Origin of the sequence: Mangrovibacter sp. MFB070, from assembly GCF_000705335.1 — a bacterium.
GTDB lineage: Bacteria > Pseudomonadota > Gammaproteobacteria > Enterobacterales > Enterobacteriaceae > Mangrovibacter > Mangrovibacter plantisponsor.
Genome location: NZ_JJMI01000025.1, coordinates 305,609 through 321,706 on the forward strand (window position 1 = coordinate 305,609; position 16,098 = coordinate 321,706).

The 16,098-nt window shown below is 47.5% G+C and carries 16 protein-coding genes and 1 pseudogene; 12 read left to right on the forward strand and 5 right to left on the reverse strand.

The genetic code is table 11. The features are described from left to right. Window positions 1–282 precede the first annotated feature (282 nt). Window positions 283–1,398, forward strand: coding sequence for a beta-propeller fold lactonase family protein (locus DT73_RS13620; RefSeq protein ID WP_036109800.1), 1,116 nt, complete (start codon window positions 283–285; stop codon window positions 1,396–1,398). A gap of 73 nt (window positions 1,399–1,471) precedes the next feature. Here the strand turns inward: DT73_RS13620 and DT73_RS13625 are convergent, their stop codons facing one another. Both DT73_RS13625 and DT73_RS26575 read right to left on the reverse strand, forming a co-directional pair. Then, the gene (locus DT73_RS13625; protein ID WP_036109804.1) at window positions 1,472–2,377 is read right to left on the reverse strand and encodes a LysR family transcriptional regulator; all 906 of its coding nucleotides are present in this window, start codon (window positions 2,375–2,377) and stop codon (window positions 1,472–1,474) included. Window positions 2,378–2,457: 80 nt separating this feature from the next. Next, window positions 2,458–2,619, reverse strand: a complete 162-nt coding sequence (locus DT73_RS26575; RefSeq protein WP_200874790.1) for a hypothetical protein — start codon at window positions 2,617–2,619, stop codon at window positions 2,458–2,460. A gap of 81 nt (window positions 2,620–2,700) precedes the next feature. Between DT73_RS26575 and DT73_RS13630 the strand changes: the two genes are divergently transcribed. The 4 genes from DT73_RS13630 to DT73_RS13645 all read left to right on the forward strand — a co-directional run bounded on the left by DT73_RS13630 (window position 2,701) and on the right by DT73_RS13645 (window position 6,880). Beyond that, entirely contained in the window at window positions 2,701–3,801 is a 1,101-nt protein-coding gene (locus DT73_RS13630; protein WP_051691381.1) for an NAD(P)-dependent alcohol dehydrogenase, read from the forward strand. 223 nt (window positions 3,802–4,024) lie between these two features. Then, complete coding sequence (locus tag DT73_RS13635) at window positions 4,025–4,762, forward strand: SDR family oxidoreductase (protein WP_036109810.1); 738 nt, start codon at window positions 4,025–4,027, stop codon at window positions 4,760–4,762. Between the two features lie 208 nt (window positions 4,763–4,970). Then, window positions 4,971–6,179: an arabinose transporter gene (locus DT73_RS13640; protein WP_036109813.1), complete on the forward strand. Its 1,209-nt coding sequence runs from the start codon at window positions 4,971–4,973 to the stop codon at window positions 6,177–6,179. Between the two features lie 272 nt (window positions 6,180–6,451). Further along, window positions 6,452–6,880: a cyclophilin-like fold protein gene (locus tag DT73_RS13645; RefSeq protein WP_036109815.1), complete on the forward strand. Its 429-nt coding sequence runs from the start codon at window positions 6,452–6,454 to the stop codon at window positions 6,878–6,880. Window positions 6,881–7,105: 225 nt separating this feature from the next. Here DT73_RS13645 and DT73_RS13655 read toward each other — a convergent pair whose 3' ends face one another. Then, entirely contained in the window at window positions 7,106–8,083 is a 978-nt protein-coding gene (locus DT73_RS13655; protein ID WP_036109822.1) for a nitronate monooxygenase family protein, read from the reverse strand. Window positions 8,084–8,316: 233 nt separating this feature from the next. Here DT73_RS13655 and DT73_RS13660 point away from each other — a divergent pair, with 233 nt between their 5' ends. Then, window positions 8,317–9,213: a LysR family transcriptional regulator gene (locus DT73_RS13660; protein WP_036109825.1), complete on the forward strand. Its 897-nt coding sequence runs from the start codon at window positions 8,317–8,319 to the stop codon at window positions 9,211–9,213. Window positions 9,214–9,346: 133 nt separating this feature from the next. Here DT73_RS13660 and DT73_RS13665 read toward each other — a convergent pair whose 3' ends face one another. Beyond that, window positions 9,347–10,297, reverse strand: a complete 951-nt coding sequence (locus tag DT73_RS13665; protein ID WP_051691382.1) for a GlxA family transcriptional regulator — start codon at window positions 10,295–10,297, stop codon at window positions 9,347–9,349. A gap of 86 nt (window positions 10,298–10,383) precedes the next feature. Here DT73_RS13665 and DT73_RS13670 point away from each other — a divergent pair, with 86 nt between their 5' ends. The 3 genes and pseudogenes from DT73_RS13670 to DT73_RS26780 form a co-directional block, all read left to right on the forward strand. Continuing rightward, on the forward strand, window positions 10,384–11,337 hold the full coding sequence (locus DT73_RS13670) for an alpha/beta hydrolase fold domain-containing protein (RefSeq protein ID WP_051691383.1): 954 nt from the start codon (window positions 10,384–10,386) through the stop codon (window positions 11,335–11,337). 110 nt (window positions 11,338–11,447) lie between these two features. Beyond that, window positions 11,448–11,702, forward strand: a complete 255-nt coding sequence (locus DT73_RS13675) for a YrhK family protein (RefSeq protein ID WP_036109829.1) — start codon at window positions 11,448–11,450, stop codon at window positions 11,700–11,702. Between the two features lie 79 nt (window positions 11,703–11,781). Further along, window positions 11,782–11,985, forward strand: a pseudogene (locus tag DT73_RS26780) (N-acetyltransferase); the annotation flags it as partial. A 64-nt stretch (window positions 11,986–12,049) separates the two neighbouring features. Here the strand turns inward: DT73_RS26780 and DT73_RS13685 are convergent. Continuing rightward, entirely contained in the window at window positions 12,050–12,553 is a 504-nt protein-coding gene (locus tag DT73_RS13685; protein ID WP_036109831.1) for a DUF1543 domain-containing protein, read from the reverse strand. Between the two features lie 362 nt (window positions 12,554–12,915). Between DT73_RS13685 and DT73_RS13690 the strand changes: the two genes are divergently transcribed. The 3 genes from DT73_RS13690 to DT73_RS13700 all read left to right on the forward strand — a co-directional run bounded on the left by DT73_RS13690 (window position 12,916) and on the right by DT73_RS13700 (window position 15,767). Then, window positions 12,916–14,004 carry a mechanosensitive ion channel family protein gene (locus DT73_RS13690; RefSeq protein WP_200874793.1) on the forward strand — a complete coding sequence of 363 codons (1,089 nt, stop codon included), beginning with the start codon at window positions 12,916–12,918 and terminating at the stop codon, window positions 14,002–14,004. A gap of 321 nt (window positions 14,005–14,325) precedes the next feature. Next, entirely contained in the window at window positions 14,326–14,808 is a 483-nt protein-coding gene (locus DT73_RS13695; RefSeq protein ID WP_036109837.1) for a type VI secretion system tube protein Hcp, read from the forward strand. 20 nt (window positions 14,809–14,828) lie between these two features. Further along, complete coding sequence (locus DT73_RS13700) at window positions 14,829–15,767, forward strand: hypothetical protein (RefSeq protein ID WP_036109838.1); 939 nt, start codon at window positions 14,829–14,831, stop codon at window positions 15,765–15,767. Window positions 15,768–16,098 lie beyond the last annotated feature (331 nt).

Sequence of the window (16,098 nt, forward strand, 5' to 3'; positions counted from 1 at the left end):
ATACCGGAAACCGCAATATGCCACCTGCCAAATACTGTTCGGGTTTATCTGCATTTCCTTACCTGTCAGGTGAGCCAACGCACAAACCTGAACAAAACTTTACATTCGAACGCGCGCTAATTCCCTGAATTAACTTACTCACTGTAAGAATGCCCTGGTGTTGTCAGGCAATCACACATAACTGTTACCGCCTGCGCGGCGGTATATCTATGCCCGGCTATTTGTGATTGATAACTGGCGCTTTTGCGCCAACAGACCGCGCTGATAACAGAGGAAAACTGAATGATAAAAAAACTGCGCGCCATAACGCTGCTGGCGGCGATGACAATGAGTGCCCCACTACTGGCACAGACCTTTGTTTATGTATCCGAAGCCGACGATGGCACCATTGCCCGCTATTCGTTAAACGACCAGACCGGTGCGCTGCAACTGCTCGGGCACACCAGTGCTGGCGGCAAAGTGATGCCGATGGCGCTGAGTGCCGACCACAAAATGCTGTATGCCGCGATTCGCAGCAAACCGCTACAACTGGTGAGCTGGCAGATTGACCCGCAAAACGGCGAACTGAATAAGGCCAGGGCAGTACCGGCAGCGGACAGTTACCCCTACATCAGCACAGACCAGCAAGGGCGTTTTCTGTTAGGCGCATCTTATGGCGGGGATGTGGTACACGTTTATCGCCTTGATACGCACGGGGCCATCAGCACACCACCTGTTGGCAGTTATAAAACCGGTCATGCGGCACATTCGGTGATTGTTGATGCCAGTGGGCACAACGCTTACGTTGGTAACCTTGGCACTGACCGGGTGCTGCAACTGCAGTTGAGCGCAGATGGTAAGCTGAGTGCGCTGGGTACTGGCTATGTTAAAACCGCAGCAGACAACGGCCCGCGCCACTCCGTGCTGTCGCCAGATAATCGCTATTTGTATAACATCGGCGAAATGGGCGGCATCATTACGCAATTCAGGCGTGAAACTAACGGAGAGTTAGTGGATGTATCACAAACACCTAATGCGGTGGCGGCACAGTATCACCTGCAACATGGCCGCGAACGTGGGGCCGACTATAACGACAGCACTCCGCGCATCTGGTCAGCAGACATTCGTATGACACCAAACGGGCACTTTTTATATGCCAGCGAGCGCACCAGCAGCACCGTTAGCGGTTACCGGGTTAGCCCACAGGATGGCAAACTCACACTAATTGGCTCCTGGCCTGTAGAGAAACAACCGCGCGGCATGGCAATCAGTGCCGATGGGCGCTGGTTAGTAGTCAGCGGCGAAAAAAGTGCCGTCACCGGTAGCTATGCGATTGATTCACAAAGTGGTGCCCTAAAACGGGTAAGTGAAGCACCGGCCGGGCACGATGCAAACTGGGTGACCATTGTCAGCTATTAAGAATTAAACCAGGCGCAGGGATTGCGCCTTAAGCCACAAGCACCACTGTTATTATTACAACCACAACACGCCATCAAGATTTTTTCGGGTTCGAGTAACGTAGCGCATCAACCAGCAAAGCAAACGCAGGTGTCGGCTGGCGTTGGCTGGGGTAATATAAATGATACCCAGAAAAAGGTTCACACCACTCGTTAAGCACGCGCACCAGTTTTCCCGACGCTATATAAGATTCAAGTTGCCCTTCAGGTAAGTATGCCAGACCACGCCCAGCCAGTGCCGCCTTCAGTATCAGGTTGCCTGTATTGAAAACCAGTTGACCCTCAACGTGCACATTAACTTCCTTCCCCTCTTTTTCAAACTCCCACGCATAAAGCCCCCCATGGCCAGAAAGACGGAGATTTATGCAAATATGCTCTATTAATTCCTGAGGTGTGGAGGGAATTGACCGGTGGCTGAAGTACTCAGGAGAACCGGCCACAGCCATGCGCATATCAGGTGCGATGCGAACAGCGACCATATCTTTGGCAATAGTTCCTCCGGGCCGCACACCAGCATCGAAGCGATCCCGCACTATATCGGTCAGTCCATAATCTATCAGGATCTCAACTTTAATATCCGGATAGCCTGTTACCAACCGTTCTACTGCTGGCCAAAGAATTGACTCCGCCGCATATTCAGTCGCCGTGAGACGTATCGTACCCGCGGGTTTATCACGCAGTTCACTGAGAACCATTAGCTGATACTTAATGTCTTCAATTTGTGGCCCAACAGAGGCAAGCAAGTGTTCCCCGGCTTCGGTGGGCACAACCCGTCGTGTAGTACGGTTGAGTAACCTCAGGCCAAGCTGCGCCTCAAGAGATCTTACCGTCTGGCTAAGTGCAGATTGGGAAACACCAAGGCGTTTTGCCGCTCGGGTAAAATTTTGCTCTTTTGCGACCACCAGAAAAGCGGCCAGATCATTAAGATTTTCACCAGGCATTAAGAAGCTCTCCTTATTATTTCAATCTCATATTAACCTCTAATCACTCAATAAGTCCTCCGGTATACTTCTGGTGTTCATTAAATAATCAACGTGTCAGGCAGATAGTTTTCTGCAACCTGTTGTTTAACTGCTTGTTTAAATGTCTGCAATAAACGGATTTGCATATTACTAAGTGGGCCAGGCGCAACGATAATTAAAGAGGATTTATGATGTGCGGGAACTGTAACGATAATCAACATCCTGATAAACCAGCTTCTCTGGCTCGCAGAAAAGTACTCCTGGCTGGAGCCGGTCTCGCTGCGGCTCCATCGCTGGCTTTAATGTCAACAGGCGCACAGGCACAGAACTCGCCTTATACTGCAGGTAACGGACCGTGGCGTGTTCGCGCTTACGGTAACCGTAGCCCTGAAGGCGTTTTTGAACCTCTGGATATTCCACGGCGAGCATTACGCCCAAACGATGTTTTAATCGACATTATGTACTGCGCTATATGTCATTCAGATATTCATATAGCCAGACAAGAATGGGGAGCGCCTTATCCGGCTACGAATTATCCGTGTGTCCCGGGGCATGAAATCATTGGTCGGGTAGCCGCTGTAGGAAGTAAGGTAACCAAATTTCGCCCAGGCGATATTGCCGGTGCAGGTGCGATGATCGATTCCTGTGGTGAATGCGAAAACTGCCTGAATGACCTGGAGCAATATTGCCTTAAAGGCTGGACACTAAATTTCAACTCCCCGGATAAAATTTCCGGTGGGTATAACTACGGTGGTTTCTCACACCGTGTAGTGATCCCTGAACGTTTCACTGTTCGTATTCCGCCGGGAATGAACCTTGCCGCGGCTGCGCCACTGATGTGTGCCGGTATCACTACCTTTTCACCAATGCAGCACTGGTCGGTTGGTGCCGGGCAACGCGTTGGTGTGGTTGGTATGGGAGGTTTGGGGCATCTGGCCATCAAGCTGGCTGTAGCCCGTAAAGCAGATGTCACGGTATTTACAACCTCGCCGGGGAAAATCGCAGACGCAAAGAGAATGGGCGCAAATGACGCTATCGTCTGGACAACTCCCGGTGCACTGGAGCCTTATACAAGCCAGTTTGATTTCATCATTTCAACAGTGCCAACCAATGTGCCCACACATCCAATTACTAACATGCTCCGGCTGGATGGTACCTACGTAATCGTTGGGGCTCGCGAGCCAATAGAAGATGTCCGTGGTTCAGGCCTGTGGCTACAGCGTCGACAAGTCTCAGCTTCACTGATGGGTAGCATCGCTGAAACTCAGGCATTCATCGACTTCTGTGCTCGTCGCAATATTGTTGCCGATATCGAGCTGATAAAACCAGATCAAATTGACCATGCTTTTGAGCGGATCAAAACAAAAGATGTTCGCTACCGTTTTGTCATCGATTTAACGTAACCACCCATTTTGTTTTGGCAAAAATGTACATGGTGCGACATCAACATCCTCCATAAGCCATGGTGTAAAAGGCAGATGGCAGAAATCGGGACTGACAGAAGTCAGTGACAAACGAACAGTACCAACAAGCAGTGGAAGACAGGATTCAGTATTTAAAACTGTCTTTAAACAAAGTAAACCGATATAGCAACAGGCCATAAACCCCTCGTTGCGGGAGTTAAATATGTCTCAGGGTATTGAAAATAAAATCATTGTTATCACAGGTGCCAGTAGCGGCCTGGGTGCAGAAACAGCTCGCCATTTATCAAAGCTTGGTGCAACAGTTGTTCTGGGTGCCCGCCGTTTAGACAGGCTGGAACTTCTTGCCAGCGAATTAGGGCTCGACCCCCGGGCTATCCTGCGTACCGATGTCACTGACCGCGACCAGGTTCAGGCGCTGGTCAACCGGGCAATTGAATTGTATGGCCGCATTGATGTCATCATTAACAATGCCGGCTTAATGCCCAGTTCTATGCTCGACAAATTGCATGTAGACGAATGGGACCGCATGATTGATGTCAACATCAAGGGAGTGCTGTATGGTATTGCTGCCGCACTGCCATGTATGAAAAAGCAAAAATCGGGGCAAATTATTAATGTGTCATCTGTTGCCGGGCACAAAGTCGGCCCGGGCGGAGCTGTTTATGCTGGTACAAAATGGGCCGTCCGTGCAATTTCAGAAGGATTACGCCAGGAAGTGAAACCCTGGAATATCCGTACGACCATAGTTTCTCCTGGTGCAGTAGATACTGAACTGACCACTACCATTACTGATAAAGATATCGCCCAGGGGATGGCAAAGACCTATGAAAATGCTATCCCGGCAAATACTTTTGCACGCGTCGTAGCCTTTGCTATTAGTCAACCTGACGAAGTGGACGTCAATGAAATACTTTTCCGGCCAACCGTGCAAGTTTATTAATACACCAACAGTTGTGTAATTAATATTACGCTTATTCATGGAATGGCGATGGCTATTTCCAGAATGTAAAGAGCTATATTGATCAACAACCGTTCTGATTACTCTGATTACAGGTAATTCCAACCAGAATAACCTGAAGGCAAACTGTGCCTGGTAACACAACTCACACACATTTGTTTATTCATTTGAAGTTAAGGGGCTGGTTTATATGCCTGCTAAATATTCCCACAGTGTATCTGGTGGTGCAGTAATTATCACGCTGATGCCGGTTATGGCGGCAGTGCTGGTCGGGTTTATTATTATTGGTGTGGCACTTCCCGTACTGCCACTGCATGTTAAAAATGGCCTGGGGTTCGGGACGTTTATTGTGGGGGTGGTTGCTGGTGCACAATTTGCTGCATCGCTTATTTCCCGAGTGTTGTCGGGAAGTTATTCCGACAGAAAAGGGGCAAAAAAAGGTGTGGTAGCCGGGCTGACGGCTGCAGCGATATCCGGGGTGTTATACCTGGTATCGCTCTGGCTGGTAAGCATACCAGTGCTGTCTGTTACCATTCTGATTGCAGGGCGTGCCATTCTTGGTGGGGCAGAAAGTTTTATTATTACCGGAGCCATTGCCTGGGGGCTGGCTCTGGTGGACAAAGCGCATGCCGGAAAAGTTATCGCCTGGGTTGGTACTGCGATGTTCGCTGCCATGGCTCTGGGCGGCCCGGTAGGTACATTACTGTTTAACCAATTTGGCTTCAAGGCTATAGCGCTGTTAACTCTGCTGCTTCCTTTGCTGGTGCTGGCCTGCCTTGCGCGCATGCCTGCGGTAGAGCCTCACGCAAAGGCAGCTCGCGCTTCATTTGGTTCTGTCATGCAGGCGGTCTGGTTACCAGGCCTCGGGGCGGCTCTTGCCAGCACAGGTTACTGCACCATTCTGGCCTTCAGCTCTCTTTATTACAGTGCCATGCACTGGCAACCAGTATGGGTGGCATTTACCGCTTTTGGCGTTGCATTAATTGTCGCCAGAACTGTTACCGGTCATCTGCCTGACCGCTTTGGAGGCGCACGTATTGCGTTAATTTTTGTGGTTGTTCAGTCTGCGGGGCTGTTCGTGATGTGGCTTGCTGGCTCATCATTGGTTGCATCTGCTGGCGCTGCACTTGCCGGTTTCGGCTACTCACTGGTCTACCCAGGACTTGGTATCGAAGCTATCAGCAGTTCAACACCGCAAAACAGAGGCATGGTGATGGGAATTTACACAGCATTTCTTGATGTTGCGATGGCTATTGGCAGCCCGGCTCTTGGCTGGATAGGCGCACATATGGGGCTGAACGCAATTTTCCTGAGTGGCTCGTTGGTTGTGCTCTCAACCGCAATTGTGGCATGCAGCCTTCTCAAACGATCTGCATCCGCCAAACGAGAAATGGCCTGAATAGCGCCACTATTTGGCATAATTATGTTCTGGGAACATCAATACTATCTGTATTAACACCCCAGGTTAAGTCAGGAGGTAAAACCGTGTTCTGCATGTCGCCTGGCGGCCTGGATTTGAATTCCGTCTTAACCGTCGCTGCTGATTTCTGTTTCAAAGCACAGGTAGCGCTAATAAAAAATAATCTGAAGGTACATAAATAACCTGTTTTTAAAGCAGTACTGAAAATGGTGCTATTTAATGTATATATATTAAATATTATGGAGAATGCTATGTTCAAACCGGCTCTGCTTGCTCTGGCTTCCCTGGCTGCTGTGCCATTCTGGTCAATATCTGCAGATACTGGTGGTATTAAAGTGAAAATAACCACCGGTAACCAGGTAATGACGGCAACGTTTTATAACAATGCAACTACCCGTGAGTTGATCTCTCGATTCCCGCTAACCTTGCCGATGGAAGATTTATACAATCGAGAAATGTGTTACCGCTTTCCAGAGGCTTTGCCGGCAAACGAACTACAAACCAGTGGTTATGAAGTGGGCGATATCGTCTACTGGGCTCCACGCCATAGTTTTGTCATCATGTATGAGCAAAACGGTGAGCGTATCAGCAACCTGCAAAAAATAGGGCGCATTCATTCTGGTGTCGGCGTTTTCAGGCATACAGGCAATGCTGATGTTACATTTGAAGTTGCTAATTAAATTCTCATTGTTGAATATCAGAAAAACTAACCCTTGTGTTAATTGCTCTGAATGGCAGTTAGATAAACGTATCTTAATTATATTTTCAGGTACAACTCTCTCGCCAGGCCTGGAGAAATTTTTATTACCAGTGCTGGCAGGCCATTCAATGGATGCACAAAACACTGGTAACATAATAGTGCGCTTGAATAAATAATGATTCCCGCCGTATAAGGCGGGAATCAGTCACAACGTTAATTCATCTACCACCTGAGCCACGCTGTGAACACCATGAATACTACCAATCCCTGTCCCCAGGGAAATATAACCTTCGTCGGTATTGCCTTCCAGCATACCCAGGCGCAAACCGCGTAATCCCCCCATCACCTTTGCCACTTCGTCTTTACTGGCTCCGGCTTTATCCATTTGCGCCAGTTTACCCACCAGCTTGCCAGGTAATGAACGGTAGTAATCAGGGAGAGTTCGGAAGAGCACCATGTCCAGCCCATTGGCTGCGATGATTTTTTCTTTTACTGACTGGGGAACCCGGCTCTCCTGGGTACTGATAAAGACAGAACCCGCAAATACACCACTGGCACCCAGCGCGTGAGCCGCTCTGGCAGTTCGCTTGTCGGTTATTCCTCCTGCGGCAAGCACCGGCACATTAACCACAGAATCGGCAATCAGTGGCACAATGGAAAATGTTCCTAACGCCTTTCCGGGCAACGTTCCCCCTTCATCAAACCCTGTTGCCACAATGATGTCGGCACCGGCGGCTTCGGCAATACGGGTATTTTCCGGCGTTGGGTTGATGTCACGGTAGATAATAGTAATGCCCGCAGCTTTCAATTCATTAAATAAAGCCGGGATCACCGCCCCGTCACCATAACCGGTATAGACCACGACTTTCACACCTTCTTCTTTAATTACACGCACAATTGGCGGGGTCCACTGGTCGTTTTCCGGAGTCGGGATCAGGTTAACGCCGAATGGCTTTTCAGTAAGCTGTTTGGTTTTGCGAATTTCTTCACGCATTTTTTCAGCCGTTTCATGTGGCGTAGATACAGCGGTTTGCGCCGTTAAACCTGCATTTGGCCCCAGAACACCCAACCCGCCAGCATTACTGACAGCGGCAACTAAACGTGCATCAGTAAGCCAGGATAACGGGCCCTGTATAACCGGTTTTTCTATACCAAGAATCTGGCAAATACGTGAATTATTCATAGCGTGATGTCCTTAAATAAAAGAGTGCCCTTCTTGCTCATCAGGTAATTCAACATGTCGTAACCAGTCAAATCAGCCCTGGTGAGGGTTCAGTCAGGGAATACGTAGAGTGTAGGGAGTGAAATTATTCAGAAAAATAGCTAAAAAATGACAACACTATTATTAAAATCGTAATAATATCTTTTAACTCAGCTCAATGAGCTGTATTACTCCGCCTGGTAAAGCACACAAACATGCAAATTAATCTCTTTGAATGTATTAAGATTTTCATAGAAATTGTTGAATCTGGCAGCTTTACCCAGGCAGCAGATAACCTGCAAATCCATCGCCCCGCAGTAACCAAAGCAGTGCAACAACTGGAACAGCATTGTGGTGCGCGTTTAATGCAGCGAACCACGCGGCGAATTAACCTGACTTCGGAAGGCGAAGAGTTTTATCGCCGCAGCAAGCCGTTGCTGTCTCAGGCAGATGACTTACTGGATGCGTTTTCCCCGGAACGGGCATTACACGGGCAAATACGCGTGGATATGCCCGTCGCGTTTGCTGCGTCAGTGGTGGTGCCAAACCTGGCCGATTTTTATCTTCAGCACCCTGATATTGAAATTATTCTGAGTAGTTCTGATCTTCGCCGGGATATGCTGCACGATGGTCTGGACTGCGCCTTACGTATGGGTGAGCTGGAAGATGGTGAGTATGTTGCCCGCAAAATAAGTAATCTTGAGATGCTTACCTGTGCCAGCCCCGCTTACCTTGCTGCGCATGGCACACCGGAAACCATTGAGGATTTGCAGCAACACCAAGCCATTAACTGGGTAAACAGTAGCAGCAGGCAAATTTTCCCCTGGTTTTTTAAGACGGCGACAGGGGCCGCAGAAGTGTACATTCCGGGTAAACTGGTACTCGATAACTCCGGGACCTATGTAGCCGCAGGGCTGGCAGGATTGGGGTTGCTTCAGGGAATGGCATTTTTATTCAAACCCTGGATTGAAAAGGGCCTTCTGGTGGAAGTCTTGCCCGGTAACCCTTGCCCGCCACGCAAGTTGTCGCTGATTTATCCTCACCGCCACCTCTCACGTAAGGTACGCGTTTTTTCCGACTGGCTGCAAAACTTATTGTCGCAGCAGCATTGATGCGTTTTCCAAAAAGCCGCCCATGGCATGTGCTATATCGCTACCAGCATGGCAGGTTGGCTTACCAACAATTCTGAGACGACAAACATTCCGCCTTCCCTCTGCACTGCAGGCGCAAAATTACCAGCCAGAGCTACAACACGCTGATGCCAGTGCCCCGGCGTAAATTACGTGGTGAGATATTGAACCTGCGCATGAACGCTTTACGCATAATCGCCGTATTCGTAAAGCCGCTCTGTGCTGCAATGGTTGCCAACGGAGTACCCGTATTTTCGATACGGGCACGCGCAAACTCCGCCCGTATATTCTCCACAACACGGGCCGGCGAAAGACCGGTATGAGCCAGAAACTCCCGTGACAACTGGCGTGGACTAAGAAAAGCGCGTTCAGCGAGCACAGACACACTCAAATCGGCCTGCGGGTTCTGGCTAATGTAATCCAGCAACTTTTGTATTCTGGGTGGTGGTGGTGCAATGGACTGTAGATTCATATACTGCAACTGCCCGCGAGTACGACGTTGGGGGATCAGCAATGTGCGGGTAATTGCATGGGTTATCGTTTTTCCGTGGTCTGTTTCAACCAAAGCAAGCGCGATATCCATGCCTGCTGTCGCACCCGCGGATGTCCAGATATTCCCGTCTTCAATCACTATCTCATCAGCTTCCAGTTGAATATTCGGCCGTAATCGTTTTAATTCCGGCGCTCTTGCCCAGTGTGTGGTTGCTTTTTTGCCATCCAGCATGCCTGCTGATGCGAGAATAAATGCGCCAGTACAAACCGAAACATAACGTGATGCAGTTCGGTCATGTAAAAGAGACTGTATTTTCGGGTCGCCACAAGCAGCATCAACCCCTGAGCCACCAACAACAACCAGAGTACCGAACGTTTTTCCCTGTACGCTGTTTGCCTGCATAACTGCACCACCAGAGCTTTTAACCAGCCCTTCGCGCACACTACAAATATCCAGCGTATAGCGGTTTTCCGGGTCCAGCAAGCTGTTGGCTGTTTCAAAAACGCCCAGTGGCCCACTTAAATCCAGCAGGTTAAATTCAGGAAAGATCAAAAATCCAACGGAAGTCAGCATGTCCTAAAAGAACCTTTTTATGTCATTTGAGACAAAAGCATAATTCAGCATACTCACAAGTGTAAACCCACTAATGAGGAAATCTGATGAGCTACAAAATTGATAACCAACTCGCAGAACAAATTACGCGACTCCAGCCAGCTCTGGCGTCACTCCCCGATTTTACACCCGGGAATCCCCTGGAGTGGCGTAACCGCGCGAATGCGCTGTACCGGTTAATCAACCAACAATTTCCTGAGTATGAAGGAATTCGCACGCAGGATATTCACTTGCCACTCCCGGATAAACAGCTTATGGCACGGCGTTATTCGCCGGAAAACCGTTTAACACGCGGTATCGTTTTGTATATCCACGGCGGTGGCGGTGTTGCCGGGAGTGTCAGTCTGTACGACAAAATTGTGGGTAACTACGTAAGCCAGAGCAGGGTTGAATTCCTGTCACTTGAATATGGCCTGTCTCCGGAAACATCCGGGTTAGCTCAGACAGAACAAGTAATAGCAGCACTCCACTGGCTGCGGGAAAACAGCGCCCAACTGGATATCGACCCTTCACGCATTGTGCTGATGGGAGACAGTGGCGGTGGCGGTATTGTTGCTTCCGCAGCACTCCTGGCGTTAACCCACTCAATAACACTGGCCGGGCTGGTAATGGTTTACCCCATGCTTAATCATCAGGTTGCAGAAATAACGCCAGAGCTGGCCTCTTTACTTTCCATTTCCACAGACGAAATTGAAACGGCCTGGCGCGCACGCCTGGGGAATGATGTCGATAAAACTGCGCTTCCTTTTGTCAGCCCGTCGGCAGCAACATCCCTCGCAGGGCTTCCCCCTACATTTATTGATGTTGGTGAGCTGGATTTATTCTGCCAGGCGTGTTTTGACTGGGCCAGCCGCTCCGTGGCGGCGGGAATACCAACCGAATTTCATCTTTACTCTGGCGTGAACCATGGGTTTGAGCTTCTGGCTCCGTTATCAGAAAAAGCACGTATGGCATTTGAACTGCGCAGCCAGGCAATACAACGTATGGCTGGCCAGGCGTAGCTTCTGTTGGCGCAGCACATCACACATCCTGTTACAGCCGAAGCCAGAAATAGCCGCAATCCCAGTGTAATTTGATTGAAACAGTTAAACCGATAAACCACGGGGGATGGATGCGCAAGCGAGAAGCAGAAATAGATTTCGGTGCCGACCACATCATCATTAAACGCCGTTACCGGGCACTGGGGGCGTTAAACGATTTACTGATAGCGTTATGGTTTCTGATTGGCAGTATTTTCTTCTTCTATGACGCCCTGATGACTGACGGAACATGGTTATTTGTGGTTGGCAGCATGCAGTTAATGCTGAGGCCTGTAATCACCCTGGCTGAACTTATTCATGTGAAGAAGGTTTATGTAAGAGGCTAAATATCTCATACAGATTATGCACTATTCTTAAACCTCTGTTAACCATCAGGGATAAGTATGAAAGTATTTGAAAGTGGTCAAAACGGGTAGCCCTGATTCCTGTGCTGAAAACTGGATTAATATAGTATTAGGCGATGCAGTTACGGTGGGCAGCGGAGCAACAATTCTGACCACAGAGATTTGCAGTGGTGCGGTTATTGGCGCTGGTAGCGTAGTAACTAAACCTGTACTGGTTAAAGGTATTTATGCCGGGAACCCCGCAAAACTATTGCGATTACTTTAAGTGTTATCTACACCAACAGTTGGCTGGGAATTGGCTAAAGGCAGGCCTGGAGGCCTGCCCAAAATCAGGCACCTATCGGCTGATATCCCTGCCATTCTGGCCGATACTGTTGCCCAGTAGTACAAGGGGTGAGATGAATAAATAGCTCGCCAACCTTTTCAAGTAACAGGCAATCATCAACATCCTTCAGGTTATCTTTGTGTTGCTGTTCAGCACCGCACAACAATGTCTGTAACGCTTTCTTCCTGGCATCCGGAGCATTCCGGGCAACAAATAAGTCAAACTCATGCAGTTCTGCCAGTGTATCCGCCCTGTATCCCCCGACGTTTACGAAGAATAACTTCTCCGCAGATTGAGGCGGCTCAGTACTCAGAGTAACCGCATATCCGTCAACCCAGGTAATACGAGCATAGCCATCAATATGAATTTTATTACGGTCGCCAAACCAGGCCTTTCTCAGTGCTGGCCAGGCGTCTTTGGGGTCATTAGCCACGGCAAATTGAATGTCATGTACTTCAATATTAGATTTACCGGCGTTACCACCAACATAAAACATAAACAGATTCATTGCGTTCCTCGTTTAACATCACCATCGTTATGTATTTGACTATATAACGATTAATACTGCAATTGCTGGTGAACATTTGCTACCGGGTAATGTGTTCAGCGCTGTGGAACGCTGGCGATTCAGTTTTAAGAATCATACTCAAAAATGAAATAATTTCATAAAATTCAAACAATTAAAAAATTAGCACAATGAAGTTCAGCTTCTGAACAAGTGATTTATCTGAGTAATAAGCCAGTTGATTAAATTTTTCATAAACTTATCTGCAATGATTATGTCATCCACAGATAAGTGAGAAGGCAACGGTTACTGATTTTGCAGCTCAGCTGGCAACGATTGTCGTTAGCGGAACATAAGGGAAAATGATGCAATTGATATTTAGTGAGTTATCTGACGCGCCATCATGGGTACCGGCTTTATTGCTGGTCACGCTCTCATTCGCAGTCGGTTTTCTGGCACGGTTTATACTGCTCCGGTTCATTCGCTACTGGCAAAACCGTGACAGAAAGCTCTTCAAATCACTGGAGAAGCACCTGCGTGGCTCCATGCTTTTGTTTATCCCCTTATTGTTAATCAATGTTGGGATTCGCTATATCAATATCCCCGCAACTGCTCTTAATTTGATAACATCAACCGCCAATATATTTATTATATTGTCATTTTGTTCCGTGTTAATTCGCCTGACGAATGTCGTCCAGGATATGTTGTTCATTCGCTATGACATTAATCTTTCAAACAATCTTCGTGCCCGTAAAATCCGCACGCAAATAATATATGTTAAGAAAGTTGCTATCGTACTGCTGGTGTTATTTTGCCTGTCGCTGATTTTACTCAGTTTTCCGGGAGTCAGGAAATTTGGCACGACCATTCTGGCAGGTGCCGGGGTTGCAGGGATTATCATCGGTTTTGCCCTGCAGAAATCATTGGTCAACCTGTTTGCTGGCATTCAGATAGCCTTTACCCAACCGATAAAAATTGACGATGCGGTGGTGGTTGAAAATGAATGGGGCTGGATTGAAGAAATAAACCTGACCTATGTTGTAGTGCGCATTTGGGATCTGCGCCGCCTGGTATTACCTATTACCTACTTTACCGAGAACGCCTTTCAGAACTGGACGCGTAATAACGCACAAATATTAGGTTCTGTATTTCTTTACGTTGATTACTCGATGCCATTAGAGCCCCTGCGTAAGCATTTTGAAAAAGTGCTCAGTGAAACAAAGCTCTGGGATCAACAGACTCAGGTACTTCAGGTTACTGACACCACAGATAAAACCATGACAATCAGGTTACTGATGACCGCCCAGAACTCCCCGACGGCCTGGGATTTACGTTGTTATGTGCGGGAAAAAATGATTGAATTTATTCAGCAAAATTACCCCCATAGCCTTCCGCATGTAAGAGCAACACTGAGCAACACTACAGAGTCAGTAACACAACAAAACCACAGTTAATGGCTGGGTAAATACACAGAAAAGACGGATATATCTTTTCCCAGGCATATAGCATAACCCCCAAAGCCTCTGATTTTTCCCTTGCCACTCAGAGGTTTTCAACAATTCGATTGTGCCCTGAGAAAGGGTAAAAGTTTCAAAACGTAAATATCCCTGTGTTTCACAAAAATTTATACTCCAGACAGATGCTTAGCACACTAATCGAGTGAGATTAATCCCAGTTTTCGTTATGTCATGATTAATTCATTTAAATCACCGAAATTTACTCTAGAGTTAATGGCTAACCACCCATTAATAAAACTTGTAATATAGGAATTTTATATGGCTATTGATATGTATTTAAAGGTTGATGGTGTAACTGGCGAATCTAAAGATTCAAATCACTCCGGCTGGATTGATGTACTGTCATTTAACTGGGCAGCGGAACAGCCCGGTAATATGAGTGTAGGTGGTGGTGGTGGCGCGGGGAAAGTTAATTTTCAGGACCTTTCAGTACAGGCATTAATAGATAAAGCAACGCCGACTATTCTCAAGTTCTGTGCCAATGGCAAGCATGTCAGTAAAGTTGAGTTATCTGTTTGCAAAGCAGGTGGTTCGCAAATTGAATATTCGCGTATTGTTCTTGAAGATGTTCTGGTTACCAAAACCAGTTTCAGTGGCGTAGGCCATACCGATACAATAATGGTGAATTACTTGTTTCAGGCTTCTAAAGTCAATCTGCATTACTGGGAACAATCTACTCAGGGCACCAAAGGTGCAGAAACCTCATCTGGCTGGGATATCAAACAGAATAAAGAACTTTAATCAACGCCGGAGATACCGCTATGGCAGATATAACATCTGAAATAAATACTGTAGTCTCTGATACTTCGCGGTTTAAGACACAACAAATGCATATTATCATCGCATTCGTTAATGAGCTGGATAATGACACATTACATCAGTTCGAAAACGGCTCAGAACGTTCCATTATGAACAGCTATACGCAGTTACTTTCTGCCTGCAGAACACCAGGCAGAAGGCAATATGATGAAGAGTATGAGCTGGAATCACTGACGGGTGTTGACCGCCGCAATATCACTATGCGGAGTAATCCTGAGTTTTTTGAGCGTTTCAGAACCTCGCCGGCTCATATGTATGGCTATGGCGGCAATATCTACCGGGATCAAACAAAAAGTTATTATGATATTGCGGGGAAAATACTGGCAGGTATTGGCGGTCTGGCAAGCTTCGGTGCAGGCACCGCCGTTATTGCAGCTTCGCAAGCAGGCTCTTCTCTTTCCGTTCTTGCGGCCCGTTATGCGTTATCTTCTTTAGGGGCAACCGGGCTGGCATCCGGAGCGATGGCTTTATTGCGCAATAACTTCTCAGATGTACAAATCGCGACTAATAAAGACTTTCTTGAAACCATAAAGTCAGTTGCCAAACTGAGAAATAAACTGAATGACTTTTTTCAGGGGCTGTATAGCAAGGTATTAAAAGATAGCGAGAAAGCAGCAAAAGCGCTGGACGAGGAAATGGGTTCCCACCCGTTACGTTATTCAGCTGGTTCAGAGAACCAACTGGTGCGCACCAACCTTACCCCAATACAAAGCTTAATCACGCAAGATTTTGCCAGCGCAAATTACGATATCAGTGCCAAAATTCTGCCACAGGGCGAACATGCAGACTGGCATATCTCTGTCGCTTCTATGCGGGGTGGTGAACGGCTCCTGGACAGAACCAATATGCTGGTTCTGCAACAGGTGGTTAACCGGCTGTAACCCCATTCAGCCAGGCATTGTAAATTGTGGTTGTAAAATAGCCACTACCAGTATGACTGACAGTGGCTATTACTTATTATGCTGCAAAGTTACTTTGCTCACAGTCTTGCCTGTTCATCAAGTAATTCAATCAGATCTCCGGGATACGCACAGAGGTAACTGCAATCAAAATTTTTTAGAAAATGGCTGAATGAAACAGGTATCAGAACTAACCAAAACAAGGTATTAACTTCAGAATGCAACGTATTGATAAAAAAAACCAACAGATTGATAAAACCCCCAACAGAGTTAAGCCGTCAGCAAAACTATTCAGGTTAAAACAGGCATGATT